This window comes from Nocardia sp. NPDC051463 (assembly GCF_040681975.1).
In the GTDB taxonomy this organism is placed as follows: domain Bacteria; phylum Actinomycetota; class Actinomycetes; order Mycobacteriales; family Mycobacteriaceae; genus Nocardia.
Window position 1 is genome coordinate 105340 of the sequence record NZ_JBFBAB010000003.1, and the last position, 16195, is coordinate 121534.

The 16195-nt window shown below is 63.6% G+C and carries 18 protein-coding genes; 5 read left to right on the top strand and 13 right to left on the bottom strand.

Features of this window, described 5'->3' with window-relative positions; translation table 11 throughout:
• Positions 1-7: 7 nt before the first annotated feature.
• Complete coding sequence (locus AB0M74_RS07790) at positions 8-817, bottom strand: alpha/beta fold hydrolase (protein ID WP_364902995.1); 810 nt, start codon at positions 815-817, stop codon at positions 8-10.
• Between the two features lie 123 nt (positions 818-940).
• Positions 941-1210, bottom strand: coding sequence for a hypothetical protein (locus AB0M74_RS07795; protein ID WP_364902998.1), 270 nt, complete (start codon positions 1208-1210; stop codon positions 941-943).
• A gap of 35 nt (positions 1211-1245) precedes the next feature.
• On the opposite strand from AB0M74_RS07795, the gene AB0M74_RS07800 reads away from it, so the two are divergent.
• Positions 1246-1410, top strand: coding sequence for a hypothetical protein (locus AB0M74_RS07800; RefSeq protein ID WP_364903000.1), 165 nt, complete (start codon positions 1246-1248; stop codon positions 1408-1410).
• A 335-nt stretch (positions 1411-1745) separates the two neighbouring features.
• Here AB0M74_RS07800 and AB0M74_RS07805 read toward each other — a convergent pair whose 3' ends face one another.
• A complete protein-coding gene (locus AB0M74_RS07805) occupies positions 1746-2453 on the bottom strand; it encodes a DUF6461 domain-containing protein (protein ID WP_364903003.1) in 708 nt (235 codons plus the stop codon).
• Between the two features lie 805 nt (positions 2454-3258).
• Here AB0M74_RS07805 and AB0M74_RS07810 point away from each other — a divergent pair.
• The gene (locus AB0M74_RS07810) at positions 3259-3747 is read left to right on the top strand and encodes a Pycsar system effector family protein (protein ID WP_364903006.1); all 489 of its coding nucleotides are present in this window, start codon (positions 3259-3261) and stop codon (positions 3745-3747) included.
• Here AB0M74_RS07810 and AB0M74_RS07815 read toward each other — a convergent pair.
• The 6 genes from AB0M74_RS07815 to AB0M74_RS07840 form a co-directional block, all read right to left on the bottom strand.
• Positions 3731-4294 carry a hypothetical protein gene (locus AB0M74_RS07815; RefSeq protein WP_364903008.1) on the bottom strand — a complete coding sequence of 188 codons (564 nt, stop codon included), beginning with the start codon at positions 4292-4294 and terminating at the stop codon, positions 3731-3733. The genes AB0M74_RS07810 and AB0M74_RS07815 overlap by 17 nt on opposite strands.
• A complete protein-coding gene (locus tag AB0M74_RS07820; protein ID WP_364903011.1) occupies positions 4281-5180 on the bottom strand; it encodes a hypothetical protein in 900 nt (299 codons plus the stop codon). The genes AB0M74_RS07815 and AB0M74_RS07820 overlap by 14 nt, the downstream gene beginning before the upstream one ends.
• A gap of 175 nt (positions 5181-5355) precedes the next feature.
• Positions 5356-7491, bottom strand: coding sequence for a hypothetical protein (locus AB0M74_RS07825; RefSeq protein WP_364903014.1), 2136 nt, complete (start codon positions 7489-7491; stop codon positions 5356-5358).
• On the bottom strand, positions 7488-8210 hold the full coding sequence (locus AB0M74_RS07830) for a hypothetical protein (protein ID WP_364903017.1): 723 nt from the start codon (positions 8208-8210) through the stop codon (positions 7488-7490). Before AB0M74_RS07830 ends, AB0M74_RS07825 begins: the two co-directional genes overlap by 4 nt.
• A gap of 34 nt (positions 8211-8244) precedes the next feature.
• On the bottom strand, positions 8245-8928 hold the full coding sequence (locus tag AB0M74_RS07835; RefSeq protein WP_364903020.1) for a Crp/Fnr family transcriptional regulator: 684 nt from the start codon (positions 8926-8928) through the stop codon (positions 8245-8247).
• A gap of 410 nt (positions 8929-9338) precedes the next feature.
• Positions 9339-9782: a hypothetical protein gene (locus AB0M74_RS07840; RefSeq protein ID WP_364903023.1), complete on the bottom strand. Its 444-nt coding sequence runs from the start codon at positions 9780-9782 to the stop codon at positions 9339-9341.
• A gap of 482 nt (positions 9783-10264) precedes the next feature.
• Here AB0M74_RS07840 and AB0M74_RS07845 point away from each other — a divergent pair, with 482 nt between their 5' ends.
• The 3 genes from AB0M74_RS07845 (at position 10265) to AB0M74_RS07855 (ending at position 12021) form a co-directional block, all read left to right on the top strand.
• Positions 10265-10468: a helix-turn-helix transcriptional regulator gene (locus tag AB0M74_RS07845; protein WP_364903026.1), complete on the top strand. Its 204-nt coding sequence runs from the start codon at positions 10265-10267 to the stop codon at positions 10466-10468.
• Positions 10438-11025 (top strand): hypothetical protein, encoded by a 588-nt coding sequence (locus AB0M74_RS07850; RefSeq protein ID WP_364903029.1) that lies wholly within the window; start codon positions 10438-10440, stop codon positions 11023-11025. Before AB0M74_RS07845 ends, AB0M74_RS07850 begins: the two co-directional genes overlap by 31 nt.
• A gap of 603 nt (positions 11026-11628) precedes the next feature.
• Positions 11629-12021 (top strand): hypothetical protein, encoded by a 393-nt coding sequence (locus tag AB0M74_RS07855; protein ID WP_364903031.1) that lies wholly within the window; start codon positions 11629-11631, stop codon positions 12019-12021.
• A gap of 19 nt (positions 12022-12040) precedes the next feature.
• On the opposite strand, the gene AB0M74_RS07860 is transcribed toward AB0M74_RS07855, so the two are convergent.
• The 4 genes from AB0M74_RS07860 to AB0M74_RS07875 all read right to left on the bottom strand — a co-directional run bounded on the left by AB0M74_RS07860 (position 12041) and on the right by AB0M74_RS07875 (position 15623).
• Complete coding sequence (locus AB0M74_RS07860) at positions 12041-12310, bottom strand: DUF2277 domain-containing protein (protein ID WP_364903034.1); 270 nt, start codon at positions 12308-12310, stop codon at positions 12041-12043.
• 326 nt (positions 12311-12636) lie between these two features.
• Positions 12637-13659 (bottom strand): class I SAM-dependent methyltransferase, encoded by a 1023-nt coding sequence (locus AB0M74_RS07865; protein WP_364903660.1) that lies wholly within the window; start codon positions 13657-13659, stop codon positions 12637-12639.
• Between the two features lie 447 nt (positions 13660-14106).
• A complete protein-coding gene (locus AB0M74_RS07870) occupies positions 14107-15402 on the bottom strand; it encodes a hypothetical protein (protein ID WP_364903037.1) in 1296 nt (431 codons plus the stop codon).
• On the bottom strand, positions 15402-15623 hold the full coding sequence (locus AB0M74_RS07875; protein ID WP_364903040.1) for a hypothetical protein: 222 nt from the start codon (positions 15621-15623) through the stop codon (positions 15402-15404). The genes AB0M74_RS07870 and AB0M74_RS07875 overlap by 1 nt, the downstream gene beginning before the upstream one ends.
• Positions 15624-16195 lie beyond the last annotated feature (572 nt).

Below are 16195 nucleotides of genomic sequence, written 5' to 3' on the forward strand. Positions count from 1 at the left end.
ATCTCGGTTACTCCCGGCTGGACAGGAAGTCGATCACCACCCGATTGACTTCTTCGGGCCGCTCGAGATACCCGAGATGGCCGCATCGATCGATTTCGACATACCGGGCGCCGGGTATCACGTCGGCAACTTCCCGGCAGTACACCGGCGGCGCAAGCTGATCGTCGGTGAAGCCGATGATCAAGCTGGGCGCGGTGATTCTGGTGTAGTCGTGGAGTCGATCGCGCGAGTAGTCGATGTCGAGTTGCGCACGCACCCCGGGCGCCGCCGTCGCCGAGGCCGAGAACTCGAACATGTCGAGCCAGTGTTCGGCTGCCTCGGGATCTTCGAGCGTCCGAGGTGACAGATTGAGCGTCGCCTTGATCGCCGCAGCGTATTGGGGTGGCAACCGAACACCCTGATCGTGGAGAGCCGCCTCGCCGGCATTGAGGGCGAGCAGCATGGGGTGCGGGCGACCCGCAGTCGCCATCATTACCGCGTGATCTATCAATTCGGGGCGTTCGAGGGCCAGGTCCTGCGCTACGAGTGCGCCGAGTGAGGTACCCACGACATGCGCAGGCGCGCCCAAGTATTCGATCAGCGCGGCCGAATCGGCAACCAGATCGTCGAGCGTGATGCCGTCCGCACTCTCCTCGGACGGCGCGATCCCTCGATTGTCCATCGTCGCCACCCGGAAACCGGCCTCAACCAGGGCGGGCACCTGGTAGGTCCGCCACACTCGACCAGGACTGCCGCTTCCCATGATCAGCAGGACCAAGGGTCCCTCGCCGACCACGTGGTGGCTCAACCGAATTCCATTGACGATCGCTATCGACATGAGCTTGTGAATACCACCTGGTCCGCGGGCTCGGCGAGCCGTGCCGAGCCCGACTTCCGCGCCGAAAGTAGCAAGTGCGGCCGAGCTCCTGTGGCCGCTGCTTCCCAATGATGGGAGGGTCGATCAGCGATGGTGATACAGGTTGAAACCCTTGCCGTCCGAGGCTTCCAGCCCTTCCCGGAGCCGAAGCGCCGGCAGCTCGTCATCGCCGCCGGTCTGTTTGCGAAAGGGGACGGGGCGGTCTCCTCGATCATCAGCAGCCGCTGTTCCACGCCTCGGCCGCATTCGCGAAAATCGTCGGATGACACTTGCGTGGTTTCCGTACACGACCAACGGCGGCAGCACATCCATGCCGGGGGAGCAGAGGATGCCGTGGTGGATCGGGAACAGCACTCCTCGATGGTGCCGTTGATTCCGCGATCGGTGTAATGCGACTCCTGGCCGCCGATGGTCACCGCGAGCATCGCGCGCTCGCGGGTGCCCTCGCCGAACCGTCGAGGGCGGTGTTCGGGACTGTTTCTTACATCCGACAGGACTTTCCCGGTGTCTGCGCGGCCACCCTCGCGGACCGCCTGGTCGGGATGCTGGAGTGATGGATGATCTTGCAGACTCCCTGCGCACGCGGCGGACCGGAGTCGATCCGGGGTCTGTCGGCATTCCCGTCGACTCGCGTCGCCGGGTCGAAGGGCTGCGCCGTGAGGAGGTCGCGCACCTGTCCGGGGTGAGATGTCGGTTACACACTCCTCGAATACCCGAACACAGGAGACAGACGACGATGTCACCGGTTCTATACCGAGCGGGGTCGGGTTCCGCGTGCCCGGGCCGAGATCTCCGACGCCGCGGTCGACTACGTCGCCCGGCAGGTGGATGTAGAGCGGACCGAGATGCGTTCTACGACTTCACCGGCCGTACCAGCAAGCGCACCGGGTCAAGCGGTGGTGTGGTCGGGCGGTGACCATCGGTAGGCGATAGGTCCGACGAGCAGGCGCTGGTCCAGCATGTCTGCCGTGAACGACACCCCAGTGACCTTCGCCGCCAGGGCGAAGGCTCTCGGCACGACGGTGCTGTAGCTGATGTCCCAGGTGTCCGAGTCGCTCTCGTCTTCATCGGCGTCATAAACATAGTCATCGTCGGTCGTGTCCAGCTCCATCCCCAGCTCGCGCATGTAGTCGTTGAGCCGGTCGGGGTCGCAACCCCAACGGATATGCGGGTACTCCAGTCGGTGGCCGGTCACGATCGTCCCGTCGATCGCGTACTCGAGGCTGTGCTCGGCGTAGCCGTGGATGGTGATCGCCAGGACCTCACAGTCTCGCGATAGTTCCGCCAGCGCCGTGCGGTCAGTCATCCACCACCCGACCGGTTCGATGGCCACGCTCCATGCACCGGCCCGAAACACGCCCACGTGACCGCCTCCGTGCCCGCCGCCAGTCTTGCCGAGGAACTCGACCATCCTGTCGTTGAGCTCTTCGAAGTCCAACTCCTGGCCGGAGTCGTCGCCTTTGCTGAAGCGGCGCACCACCTCCGACGGGTCGAGGTTTCGGAAGAAGCCGACGCTGAAGATCTCGCCCAGCGGGTCCGCTTGGCTCTCGGATGCGTTGAGCCACTGGAATGGGGCCAGGGGATCAGTTGTCGCCATATGGGTCATAGTGGCAGACCCCACCGACAACTATTCGATCGTCTGGAACGCCTGATCGACCCACTGTCCTCAGCGCGGAATCCCGTGGCTCCGTTGACATCCGAGCGACTCGCCGGGCCGGTCCGCCAGGGTCAGCAGATCACCGGACTTGCTACCACTGGCGACCATCCTTGCCGCGCGGCGAGGTGGCCCTCGGCACCGAGCACATCGGATCGACATCCGGGGCCGCCCGAAAGCACTGAAATGCCACTGATCGCGCGGGCTGCTCCGAGCCCTAAGAGTGCAGAGTCGGCCCTGCTCGCTGGGGCGAGATGTTGGTTACATACTCCGTAGTGCGTCACCGTGACCATCCTGGTCCATCAGAACTTTCACAAACCTTTCGACCTACTTATGGGGCTCCAGCCAACAGCAAGGCAACTTGGTTTGGGCATTCCAATTCCTGAGGAGTGTTGACTTACGCGCTGGGAGGTGCCTCACAGCTGTATGGAGCGATGTCGGCGGCCTCGCGGCGGCCGCGTTCGATCAGTCTGGTTTGCAGCGCCAGAAGATTCGTGTCCGAGCGGGTAATACCCAGTGCTCGTAAAGTGCCCATGGCGGCTCGCATCTCGGCCAGGTCGGCGGGAGGGCTTTGTCAGGTCGCCAAATCGACGGCAACTGCGCGACCGGTGTCGAACCAGTATCGCCGCCTCGGCCGCGTGGTGGCGTTCCCATGGTTCGCGACGGTCTTGGAGCAGCAGTAAGATTTTGATGCTGAAGTGTGCCTTTGTACCTGGAGTGCACCTCAAACCACTGCTGTGCTGATCCCATGATGTTTCGCAACAGCCTCAGCCCAGTCGACGACCTCAACGCCGCACTCCGTACCGTCGCCGAGTTCAACCGCGTCATACTCGCCGCTGATACCAAAGCGGGACTGTTGTTGACCGCCAACGGATTCGCACTAACGGGACTGGTTACCACCGCACGCACATCCATGAGCACCGCTCTGGTCGTGATAGCCATCGGACTCGCGGCGAGCCTGCTCGTGTGCATGGGCTACCTCGCCGCGACACTGCGGCCGCGGCTCAGTAGTGCTGGTCCCGGGAACTGGTTTTGTTTTCCGAGCTTCCCTACCGACGTGAGCAGTCGGCCGACAGCTCCGACGCTGGCCGACCAGGCGTGGCAGCAGGCTGGCACTCTCGCCCAGATCGCCCAGCACAAGTACCGCCGCTTCGGTGTGGCACTCCGCTGGACGGCGATCAGCCTCGTCTTCTTTCTGGCCTGGTTCACCGCAGCACTACTCAGCGCGCCGGCCTGACCAGTGGTCCTTCGAACTGCGTGGTCCAGTGCTGGACCGGAGACACGCAGGGCAGCGTATCGGTCACGCATGAATTGCTGTTCCACGACAGAAATCCCAGCACGAGCAGCACAGCCGCGATCGGTCGGCCATGCTTGCCGACCGATCCGAGTAGTCGCAGGAAAGCGGCCAAAGCCGCCTGCAGCCAATCGGCCAGCACGAGCACACTCTCACCGTAGCCATGCACGAAGGACCCTGGTACGCGCCCAGCCCTCACCAGAGCCTTGGTAACCACCCATTCCGGCGCCAGCAGCACGGCCGGAACAGGAGCCGTGAGACGTTCTTCGTGCCCAGCCAGTTTGCCGCTCACCCATGGCACCAACTTGCCCACAGCAAGGGTCAGCACGGCGAACACCACCCCCACGATGATCAAGAATTCGACCGTCTCGGCCCACCTCACCGTGAATCCCAGGTCGAGCAGAAGCTTGTCGAACTGCCTGATCAGTCCGCCGCCGAAAGGAAGCTCGGTCAACGGGTTCACCGTGATGCCGGGGTTAGTCATCGTCATCGTCGTCGTCGGACCGGTCGAGCACCTCGGCATTCTGCACGAGCGCCGCCATCGGCGATACGACCAGCTCGGGCTTCGGCGACGCCACTGAACCAGGCCCCACCGACGCCGGATTCACCTGGTCGGCGAACGCCGCGGACGCGTGCGACAGGATGTCCTGGACATCACGTTTGTTGACCAGGTTCTGGTTGAGCAGCGCCTTCAACATGGCGTGCGCGGCATCGAAATCCATCTGCTTCTGCTGCATCATCAGCCCGATGACCTCGTTGACATCGTTGCGGTTGGATGCCAGCCGGTGCGCGAGAGGGCTGAGGTCACCGCACTGAATCGCCTCGGCATAGAAGCTCATCCGCTGCTGCTCCAGCTCGAGGCTGCGCTGCTGGGCGAACTTGGTGAGCTCATAGCTCTGGTGGGACGTCTGCAGCTGCAACCCATGCTGGGTTTCGTTCTCACTCGACTGCAAATGCGCAGTGTGCATGCGGGCACCGTGTTCGGCTTCACGACGTTGAGCTTTCCGGTGATCGAAAGTGGCCTCTTGGAGATACGCGTGCGTGCCGGCTTCGGGAGACAGCTTCACCGAGCAGTTCAATAGCGATATGCCGCAATCCAACGCGATTGGTTTGTCGAAGTGATCATTGATCTCACGCTCTGCTATCGCGAAGTGCTCCACCTGGTATTCGCGACTCAGCCGGCGTAGTTGCTGTTCGAGGTAGGGCCGATACACCAGTTCACCGGTGGCCGGTCGGTCTTTGACCGCCTTCTCGGGATCGACTACCCGCCAGGTCACATCGACGTCGGCGGCGAAGGTGAATACGCCCTCAGCCGTGGGCAGATCGAATCTGCACGAGTTGTGGTGGACGGCGACGTCCACCCAGTACACGCCCATTGGGGGCCGGAAGAATATCTCCCCTGCCGAGGGTTGGCGCGTCAGTAGCGTCAGTCTCCCTGCCCGGTCTACCGATACGGCCGCATGCCCGTCTGTCGGAGGGCGGAAGGCGCGCCATGCGGACCTCTGCACTTCCGCATATTGGATAAGTTGCCGTGTCCGGTCGGTTGTCATGTCAAACCCCCTGTTTCGCGTCGAGCATTGTCAGCAGTTCGTCGACGGCCGCCCTCGGACCGCCGTCCTCGCCAGCCCATTCACGGAGGTGAAACGGCACCATTCCGTTGTTCTGATCTGCCGTTTCCAGGTCGACGAGTAGCCGTCCCAGCGGCCCGCGGAACTGCGGGTCGCGTTCGGCGACATGAACCCATCGCTTGATTTCGGCATATGCCGCGGGCGGGTAGTATGGCGCTTGCATGAGGCGGGCGAAGAGCACGACGATGTGATCACGGTGCTCGTCGGATTGATCGGCCAGCCAGACGAGCCTCGGCCACGGCTGAACACCGCCGACTGTCTCGGCTACCAGATCGAAACTCAGTTGCAGGATGCACAAGAATCCGGTGTAGCGCACCCCCCGCCGTCGCGACACGGTCCACCTCCGCAGATCACGCAACACACGGACATCCAGCTCACGACTACTGAAGAGTTCGATCATGCTGTAACACACAGCATCTCGCAGATCCGGGTCGGAGCTACGAGCTGAGCGTCGTAACAGCCGGAGTGCACGGTCCGGCATGAGTTGCCCCACGGTGCTGCCCAGAGCAGCCGTCGCCGTGACCCGCCGAGCCATCGGCTGCGTCGGCTGGACCCATGCCTCGAGCATCTCTGCGACCAGCGGCGCGAGCTCGGGCTGCAGACTGGAAAACTGCAGCGCGCCGATCGCGGCGTACTGGTCGTGCCGCTGACCGCTGTCAGCCCATGGTTCGATCACCAACCGTCTGGCGTATTCGAACTCGAAGGTGGACAACAACCCGACGGCGACGCCCGCACGCGTGCTCACTCTGAGGTCGTCTGCGCCGCCGAGTTCACGCAGCCAGTCACGAACCACCTGGTGCGCCGCCGAATACTCCTGCCATATGTATTCGAGCAGCCGCTGTGGAAAACGTTCGTCCACGAATCGCACTGCGTCGACGGTGATTCGGCCGTACAACGTGTCCTCATGGGACCGATACGACTGTGCCTGAGCTCTACTCATCAATTCGGCGCTCCGCACGCCGAACACCGTCTGACCTGACCTGGCGCCCTCGCCGAGAACCTCCGCATCGACGATCGAACTGGCCAGTGCTCGGCCGGCTTCGGACACGATGTGCAGCGGCATGTTGTTGAACACCGCCAAGGCGATCGCGAATGGGCGAGTATCGGTATCGAGCTCGTCGAACCACTGCCGGAACCGATTGTCCTCGGCGGCCACGTACCGGCTGACCACCTCGGCGATGTCGATTCGATCTGCCGCAACATCGACAAGCAGCGCGGCCAGGTTGACGAGTTCATGGGCGGACGGACGATGTTCTGTCACCAAGCTCAGCAGCGCCGTTACCTCGAGGCGCGAGAGCACGCCGAGATCGTCATCGGCGAGCTGCTGGCGCAGGTGCTTTCTCAGTATCGCCGTAACGTCGGCTGGCTCACCGACGTCGTGCACGAATGCGCCAACATCGGGGCTGACCTCAGCCTGATCATCGACTACGACGATCAATCGACTCTCGACCTCGACCAACCGCCGACCGAGCTGCTCGAGGTGGAATTCACTCAGCGTGCGTAGCTGCTGGCTGTCCGGTGTATCGAACAAGTAGCCCGTGCAGTGATCGAACTCGAGGTCCAGCGATCTCAACTCCACGTCAGGGCTGAGCTTGTGCACACCTGATGCGCATTGCCGGCTCAGCGCCCGCAAAGCGGTGGCGGTTCTTCCCCAGCCTCTCGGAGCGCGTAGCAGCAGTACTGACTGCGCCCCCAGCCGATCGCACAACTGCTCGAACTTCGGCGGTGGTACGAAAATCTGGTCGAGATCGTGGAGCCTGCGTGGTTCCACTCGACCGCTTCGCTCGAAACCCACCCCGGACCCACCCCGGTAGCTGTCGCGGCCGATCAGAGTGCCGACCTGTGCGTCACCGAAGATCACGGTATTTGCGTTGAGCGAGAGCCCGCTCAATGCTCCTAACGCGTCGAACCTGGCGTTCGCTGCAGCGCGCGATTCGCGTCTGCGTTCAGCATCGGTGGCTCGTTCGCGAATCTTGTTCGCCTCCGACTCCGCGTCCTCGATCGGCTCCGGATCTGGTGCGATCGTCTCACCTGCGACCGGCTCCTCAGAATCACTCACGCGGCCCCTCCTCGGTTGTCGCCGCCGATAATGGTGCGGGCCCGAACATCCCCGATGATCATGTTGTTGGCGTTGATCGCTCCGAACTCATCTGCCCGGACGTTGTGCTTGGTCCTTGTCTTCGTCGGCTCGGCGATGTCGACGGGAAGCGGCGGCTCAGGGTAGCCAGGCACCCGAAGCCATGCTCTGACCTCGCCTTCTGAGGTCCTGATGTCGGCGGCGCGATACTCAGCGGCAGTCACCGTCGGCCGGTAGTTGTGCCGCACGACTCCCTGATACACGACATCGGAGACGACGACGACCCCGACGGCCCTGCTCGCGTTCTTCAGAGTGCCTTTGACTACCGAGGTTTCGTTGAGGCGGAACGTGGCAGTCAGCGCATCGCTCGACCAGCCCCGATCGTCCCTGTTCACGTAGCCCTCGTGCACGGCGACGCGTACTCGGATCCACTCGAGCGGGCCGACTGTGTGGTTGTGGGCACGAACCCCCGTTACGACCGACTCGACAACCTTGTCGAGCACCTCCAGCACTGGAAGCTCGAGGACAAGCAGGCAGCCGTCGCCCCGATCATCATTGGCGACAACGGATCCGGTGCGATCGGTCACCTCGTCGAGGATTCGGTACAGGTTCGAACGCATCGCTGTGATTTCCGGGTTGCTCAGCCGACTCGAGTTCTCGACATCGACGACGACAAATGTGCGGTGCACCGGTCCGTTCATGGTCTACCTCCATACGGTGTGGGTCGCCTCATGTTTATCGGGCGTGTCCCGCCGCGTCTGCGTCCAAATGCACACTCGGCAGGCCTTCTACGATGTCGGCGAGGAGATCTGTTCGCAGCAACTCCACTCGCCGTCTCCCGGTCCGTACCGCGCCCAGGTCGCGGAGCCGTTTCAAAGCCTTGGAAACTGCTTCTCTGGATGCCCCCGCGGCATGGGCCAGTTCCTCTTGCGACAACGCCAGAGTGATGATCACCCGGTCATCACCGCGCTCGCCATAGCGCCGGGCATAGTCGATCAGCAGGCGCGCGATCCGCTCGGTGACGCTGTAGGCGCCGAACTCGAGGCGCTGAATATCGGCTTCGCGCAGGCGGTTGACCACCACCTGCAGGAGCGTGAACGCGATCTTGCCGTCGCCGATGAGCAAGTCGCGAAAGGCTGAGCCAGACACCGACGTCGCGGTGACCGACGACAAAGCGGTCACTGTCGCCGAGCGCGCTCGGCCATCGATAGCGGAGAACTCGCCGATCAAGTCACCGGGTCCGCGAATCGCCAGCAAAGCCTGTTTGCCGCTGGCCGCCACCGAGGTCACCTTTACGCGGCCGACCTCGATGACCACGACGTGCTCTGACCGTTCGCCTTCGTGCATCAGCACGGTCCCAGCCGGCCATTGGCGTTGTATGCCGACTTCTAGCAGGGCATTTCGGCTGAGTCTCCACACTTCGTCGACGTTCAGATCTCCCCCTCCGCGAACGTAAACGCTGCGACGATACTCATCGGCTGCTAGCGAACCATCAAGCGCAACAACATACTTGACGAGCAGCTAGCGCCGCGTCAAGCGACGTTGGGTAGGTAATCCGTACGCCAGATCGTGGAACCGACGGCGAAGTCGCGACCGGTCTCCGGCGTGTTGGTTACGCCACCGGATGTCGTCACCGATCGTGGCGTCTTGTTCGATGGCTGCGGTGATCAGTGCCATTGAGCGCGAAGTAATGCGACACCGTGCACTCGCACTCGATCCGGTTCAACCGCGATGAATACGTCGGCAAGAACACCAACTCGAGCTAGCTTCTCTAAACACCACGCTAGATCGTCGGCTCGGTTGTGGACCGAGTAGCTATCGCAGATCAGTTACAGTTTCTCGCCCGGCCAACGAGCCCGCAACGACTTCAGAAACGCCAGGAGCTCCGTCCACCGCTTCCGGTCTCTGATGTGGTTCCATAACCGCCCGGTTCCCAGGTTCAAGGCACCGAACATGTGCCGAACACCCTGGGTGCGGTTGTAGGTCGCCCGTAGCCGCTTGGGTCGGCAGGCAGCGCACCAGCCGCGGCCGGTGCGGGGCTGCAGGTTCAGCGGCCCGGACTCGTCGACACAGATGACCCGCCCGTGCGCGGAGGGGTTGTTATACAGGTCCAGGACTCGGTTCATCTTGGTTACGAATTCGGGGTCGTTGCTGGTCTTCCATGTTTCGTCGCTTGCCACTGACTCCCCACCAGCCTTGAGTATCTGCCGCAGTGTCTCTCGGCTGATGTCGGCGATCTCGTTGCCCCGCAACACTTCTACCAGCTTCGACAAGCCCCACATACTGAATAGCCATCCCACGTCTTGGGGAACTGCACCGGGCGATCTGACAGATCCGATCACGTGTCGCTTGATTGGTCTTGCCCGGCCTGCCCCGCTCCCTTCTGGATCCAACGCCTCGAATCCCACCTTGTTGAAGCCGTGGATCTCTTGCCGCACATACGATTCCGAGACGTGCATTAGCTTGTCGATCAACCCGACGGTTGATGCTGAGCCGAGGCCATCACCACGACCGCACGCCGCATCCGCACCGGAACCTTGCTACGCTGCGCGATCTGGGCAAGCTTGTGACCTTCTTTCCGGGGTCACCGCTCTGACGAATACATCCGGCTTCCGAGCCACCGGCACCAACTCCACCAGGCAGCATCACCGGTCATCAGCCGCGGATCAACCCTCCATCCTGATGGATTACCGCGTCAACGTTCCTGGACGAGGCACTAGCCGAGTGTCCGCAGCTTCTGCCGTAGGGTGCAGAGGTGGCAATACTCGCTGGGGTGAGCGTCGACTATTACGCGCGCCTGGAGCGGGGACGGTCCGCACAGCCCTCCGCGCAGGTCCTGGACGCGCTCGCCGGAATCCTCGGGCTCGACGCGGTGGAGAGCGAGCACCGCACCGGCCCACGCGCAGGCCGCAGCGCGCGGTCAGGTCGGTGTTGGGGGGACGGATTCGGCTGGAGCTGATCCGCGTGCTCGATCTGATCGCCGACGGACCGCGTTCATCTGTCGATCACCGGCTTGATGTGGCGGCGGCCAACCCGCTCGCCCTAATGCTCTACAGCCGCCCGATGCAGGGTTTGAATATCGCCAGGTACATCTTTCTGGACGAGGACGGCCGCACCCTCTTCGCCGGTTGGGAAACCTGCACCCGCGACACCGTCGGTCAGCTGCGTCCTGGGGCTGGGAAGTACCCGGACAAACCGCAGCTGACCTCGCTCATCGACGAACTGGCCGTGCATAGAGACCGCTTCCGGAAGTTGTGGGCGCACACTGACGTTCGCAGCCGGGCCCCCGGCAGCAAAGCCTATGTCCATCCGCTGGTCGGTGACCTGGAGTTGCATCAGGAAACTTCACGCTGCCGGACGAAACCGGAACCGAGCTGGTCGTCCTCTCGGCCGCGCCCGGGAGTGCCGCGCATGAGAGTCTGCGGCGGTTGGCGAGCTGGGCGCAACGAACGACCGGCAGACGCGCGACAAGACCTCTGGTCAGCGCGCGCCAACGGAGTCGTAGGACACCCCTGACCGCCGGCTTCCTGCGGGCGAACACTGGTCGGCTGCGCAGGGATTGCTCCGAGTTCGAAGAGGTCGCGTTCCGCGATGTGTCCGTCCCGCACCGGTCATAACTGGCGAGCGGGAAATATTTGCGCTGTCATCAGGGCATGCCCCAGGATATCGATGACGGGATGCTCTTCGGGTTGAGCCAGCGAAGGATCGTCCTGAGCACGGCGGCGGGGATGGCGACGCGCAGGCGTTGGGTTGTCCATTGGTCGCGTGCACGAAGAATGCCGAACCCGCGCGCGGAACGACTGGTGCCCTCGCGCCCGTCCGGTCGCCGTGACGTGCCGAAGCTCCTCCTACGCGAGGAAGGAAGCGTCACTCGTTTCGATCCTCCGGACGCGCTCGGACGGTGGAATCGGTGGGTGGATCGTCGCGGCCAGCGGCAGTCCGAGGGTGCGCATCGACCGCAGCTGATCGATCACGGACTGGTCGGTGCTGTTCGCAGACCCATCCGACATTGCCGACGCGCCGAAGCTTTTATATGCAGGCAGCGACGCAGCATGACGGGTGCCGTATCCGCAATGGAACGAACCGACGCCAGACTCGTCTGACCAGAAGTGAGCTCCGATGACCGATACCGAGCAGCCCGTTGAAGACCTGCTGGATCTTGCCTATCCCTATGCGCTGGATGCGGTCGACGATCTCGCGCGACGGCACATCGAACAACGTGTTGCGAACGCCGATGCGGCGACGGCGGCGGCGTTCGCGTCCTCGGTTCGCGCCATCCACGAGACGCTTGCCGTCATCACCATTCTGGACGAGTCGACACCGCCGCCCGAGCTGGCGGTGCGCGTACTGCGCGCGGTGGCCAAGCAGACCGCGGAGATCGCGAGGCGCCGGGCCGAGTTGTTCGGCAGACGGCGGTCGCAGCGGCTGCGGCGGTCGGCCGCGGTGGGCGGCTTGATCGTCGGCGTAGGCGTCGCGGCGATCATCGGGTGGCGCCTGCGGCGCGCAGCGTGATCGTCGCAATGACAGTGGTTCAGTCGTGTGCGTGCAGCCGGGCCTGTACTTCGGGTCGTCGCAGTGGCGGCAGGTTCTTGGGCGGAACCTTGCGATCGGGTAGTTGGGCGAGCAGTCGAGTGGTGGCCGCCGCTATATCGGCGACGGCGGCATCGACCGCAGGGCGGGTCGATGCGGAGATGCTGGACAAGCCGCCGACCTTGCGGACGTACTGCAAGGCCGCCGCATGTATTTCCTCGGAAGTCGCCGCGGGCTCCAACCCACGAAGACCGGTGATGTTTCGGCACATGCTTCGAGGTTAGCCGTCGGTGTCCAAGGTTTCCCGTCGGCGGAATCGGCAGGGCGCGGGCCAGTCGGTCCAGCCAGTACCGATGCGGCCAAGGCGTTGCTGGCCACCGTCACCGCCCAATGCGCCGAGCTCCGCTACCTGCTCGAGGGGGACCCTACGTGCTATCGATGCTCGCGGAGCTGCGCGCGGACCAGACCACGGGCCGCTGGCAGCCCGGACGTGCCCGAGCCGTTTTGCTCAGGTTGGTCAATGTCGATGCGGCACAACGATCTGACGCGGTGAGTCCTGGACTATCGCGGGTCGGGGTCGCGCGGTGCGCTGAGCCTTCAAGCCTTTCTCGCGATGTAATAGCTGTTGAGGATATCGGCGTCGATGTGTTCGATGTCCACCGAACCGAACCCCGCTTCTCGCAGCATGCGGGTCGCGACTTGCTCACCCCACATGGTCCCGAGTCCATCGCCGCCGAGCGCCAGCGACACTGTCATGCAGTGCATGGTGGAAATGGCGTACATACTCGGTCCGAGCGGGTGCTCCATATTCTCCTCGAGATTGCTGGAGGCCTGAATGTCCACCATCAGGAAGGTGCCGTCGTCTTTCAGCGCGGCGGCGATACCACGCAGAACCTCGGTCGGGTGGGCCTGATCATGGATCGTGTCGAACGCGGTGATCAGGTCGAACCGGTTGGCGGCTTCGAGATTTGTGACGTCGCGAACCTCGAAACTCGCGTTGGTGATCCCCGTGGCCCGAGCTTCCTCGCGACCGGCAGCGACACCCTCCTCGGAAAAGTCGTAGCCGACGAACCGGCTGGCGGGGAAGTTCCTGGCGAGTAGGTTGACGGCGTGTCCGCTGCCGCAGCCCACGTCGGCGACTTCGATGCCCTCGCGCAGCCGCTCGGGAAGTCCGGGGGCCAGGGCTATGGTGACGTCGATCAGCGCGGCATCGTGAATCGCCGCGCTTTCCTCGGCCATGACCTGCTGAAAACGGTCGTACTTCGAATAGGGAACGCCGCCGCCGCGCCGGAAACAGTCGACGATTTCGGGCTCGACGCTCGCGGTCAGGGGAATGTACTGCGTGAAGGCTGCGATATTGTCCGGACCCGCCGCCCTGGTCAGGGCGGCCGCGTGCGCGGGTGGCAGTGCGAACGTGCGATCGCCAGGGTGGTAGTCGACGATCTTGCCAACGGTGAGAGCGGCTAACCACTCGCGCACATAGCGCTCGTTCAGGTTCGCGGCTCGGGCAATGTCCGTGCTTGTCGCGGGTGGTAATCCGTTCATCGTGTCGAAGAGGCCGGTCTGGTGGCCGATGCTGATCATGAGGGTCAGAAACCCGTTGTTGAGGATCTCCAGCATTCGCTCGCCGAATGCCTCTGCGCGCGCGGCGAATTCCGGATCCGCATCGGGTGCGGGAGTGTCCGGGGTGAGATTTCGTGTGCTGTCGGATACCAGATCGGACATGATGTTCTCCTGGGATCTTGTCGCCTGCGGTGAGGTAGTCGTACGTGAACCTCGGGGCCATCGAGATGAACTCGATCTTCACTCCGCAATCCGTGCAATAGCGACCGAACGCGGTGCGCCCCACTGCTTCTGCTATCGCTCGTCGAAGTCGACTCGGCACAGAACTTCGGCAGGCGTCCGCTTCGGCGACTCTCGATGCGACACCCACCCCGCGGTGCTGTCGGAACCGGTGGTCACACTCGAACACTTGAATGTGACGTGCAGCACAGATTACCCGGGGCGTGGGTCAGCTGCAAGATAGCTCAGGGCCTGCCGAGGGCAACTGCTTGCGCGCGAACCGGATCAGTGCAGTTCCCAACTGTCGACGGGACCACGTCGCCGCCCCATCTGACGCCGTCTGAAGAACACCTCTTCCACCGACACCGAGGGAATCTCGTTCGTCATCGCGGCCAGTCGAGTGTCCAGGTGTAGTTCGTGGATGCGCAATTCCAGGCCTGCGCGACGTTCCGGTGGCAGCGTAGCCCAGACCGCGCCGATCTTGGCGTGCACGTCGGCATCGGCGGCCGCGAGCACCGGCAGCAGCATCGGCCAGAGATTGGCTACGGTGGCGATGGAGGGCAGCGCCGCCACGGCCTGGTCGGACATGTCCGCGAGCATTCGCGCGGTTCGGCGCTGGGCGTCGGCGTCGACGCGCCCGACCAGTTGGAACAGCCCGCCCCACATGGCGGGTTCGTCGCGGCCGTCGAGGTCCTTGATGATCGCGGCGAGCGCCGCCTCGTTGCCGACGACCGGATTCGCGGCCATCCGGTCCAGCGCGGTCGGGCTCAGGTGGCTGGTGAACGTGAGCAGCTCCGGTATCGCACCCACGTGAACGGCGGTGACGATGAGGTTGCTGATCGACTCGGTGGATCCGATGGCGAACATGATGTCGCCGACCGCGGTGATCACGTCGTCGTCGCAGCGCGCGAAGGCCGACAGCGCCGCGAGCTGGAGATTCGACGATCCGACCAGCACGGTGTGGACGATCCGCGGAAGCCGTTGCCACTGCCCGAACAGCAACTGCCGCAGGATGGCGCTGATGCTGGTAGCCGAGAACGCGTAGGCGGCGGCGTAGATCAGGCCCTCGTCGTCGTGTACCCCCTGCTCGACGGCATCGATCAAAGCTGGTGTGGCGTAGCCGAGAAACGGTCCGGCCGTGACGTAGTCCTTGCGCCGCAGCACCTCGTTGAGGACGTTCACGATCGGTTCGGGTGGTGCCACATCGGCGATCTGGCCGACAGTGCGCGGATCCATATAGGGTGCGCAGTCCGCCGCGTACGATGTGCCGAGCAGGGAGACCGTCTCGGCGGCCTTCTTCGGATATACGACGCCGATGGCGCCTGCGGCCCGGCCTGTCATCATCGGCGGCACTATCCGCTGAACCAGCGGCATCGAGATGCCGAGCGGAATGATCGGTACCAGCTTGCTGATTCGGTGGAAAGTTTCGGCGTGCTGGTCGAAGATGATGCCCGCCATGCGTTCCTGCAATTCGTGCAGGTGTGCCGCGCCGAGTCGTTCCAAGTGCGCCAGTCGTTCCGCTGGGACGTGCAGCGTGCGCGCCAGTAGCACGATCTGTGCGCGAATTACCAGGTCGCTCATCAGTGCCGGCGGTCCCCGAACATGATCCGGCGCGCCGGTCCGCGCAGTGGCCGGGGCAGTGAGCCCACTACTTTGTCGATGGACTCCGACAGCGCGTCTGCCTCGTGTTGCCTGGCCGCGCGCAACAGCATGAGCAGGTCGGCGGCCTCCTGGTCGGTGAGTAGGTCGAGCGTCGCCAACGGCCCGCGTAGTTCGTATTCGAGGTCGGTTCTGACGTTCATGCTGCTCCTCGTTGTGCATAGCCTCCGGCAGCCCGGATTACCCGCGGAGACCGTTGTTGAATCATAGGCATGGTGGCCGAGTTCATCGCGAGGTTTTCACATCGGGGCACCGGAATGGTGTCCGCGGGAGAGGCTCTCGATCGTTGCCTGTCCTTCAGGGTAGCGAACCGGCCGATCTCTATGGGTCTACGTGACTGAAAGTGTGTGTGGCGGAACATTATTGGACGTACGATTTGGCTGCGCGATCAGGTCGATGCGATGGAGCGGCAATCGAATTAATGCCGTCCCCATCGGGTTTGGCGAATATTCGCTATTTCCCGGTAGATATTTTGGAGTCCGACAGTGCCCGGAACAGTTCTTATACCAGGTCAGAATGCGAATTTCGGAGCCGGCGTGCTCGCGGGAAACCTGGTGGTCACCACACCGACAGCGGGGACCTTTGCCGTCACACTGGGGGGGGTGCGGCTGCGGTCGCGCACGCGCCCGGCGTCGCGGGCGGGGTGACGATCGCCGTCAATGGGGTGGCAGTCACGGTGGCCAACACCACGCCGGGAGTGGGCTCGCCTGCTGGG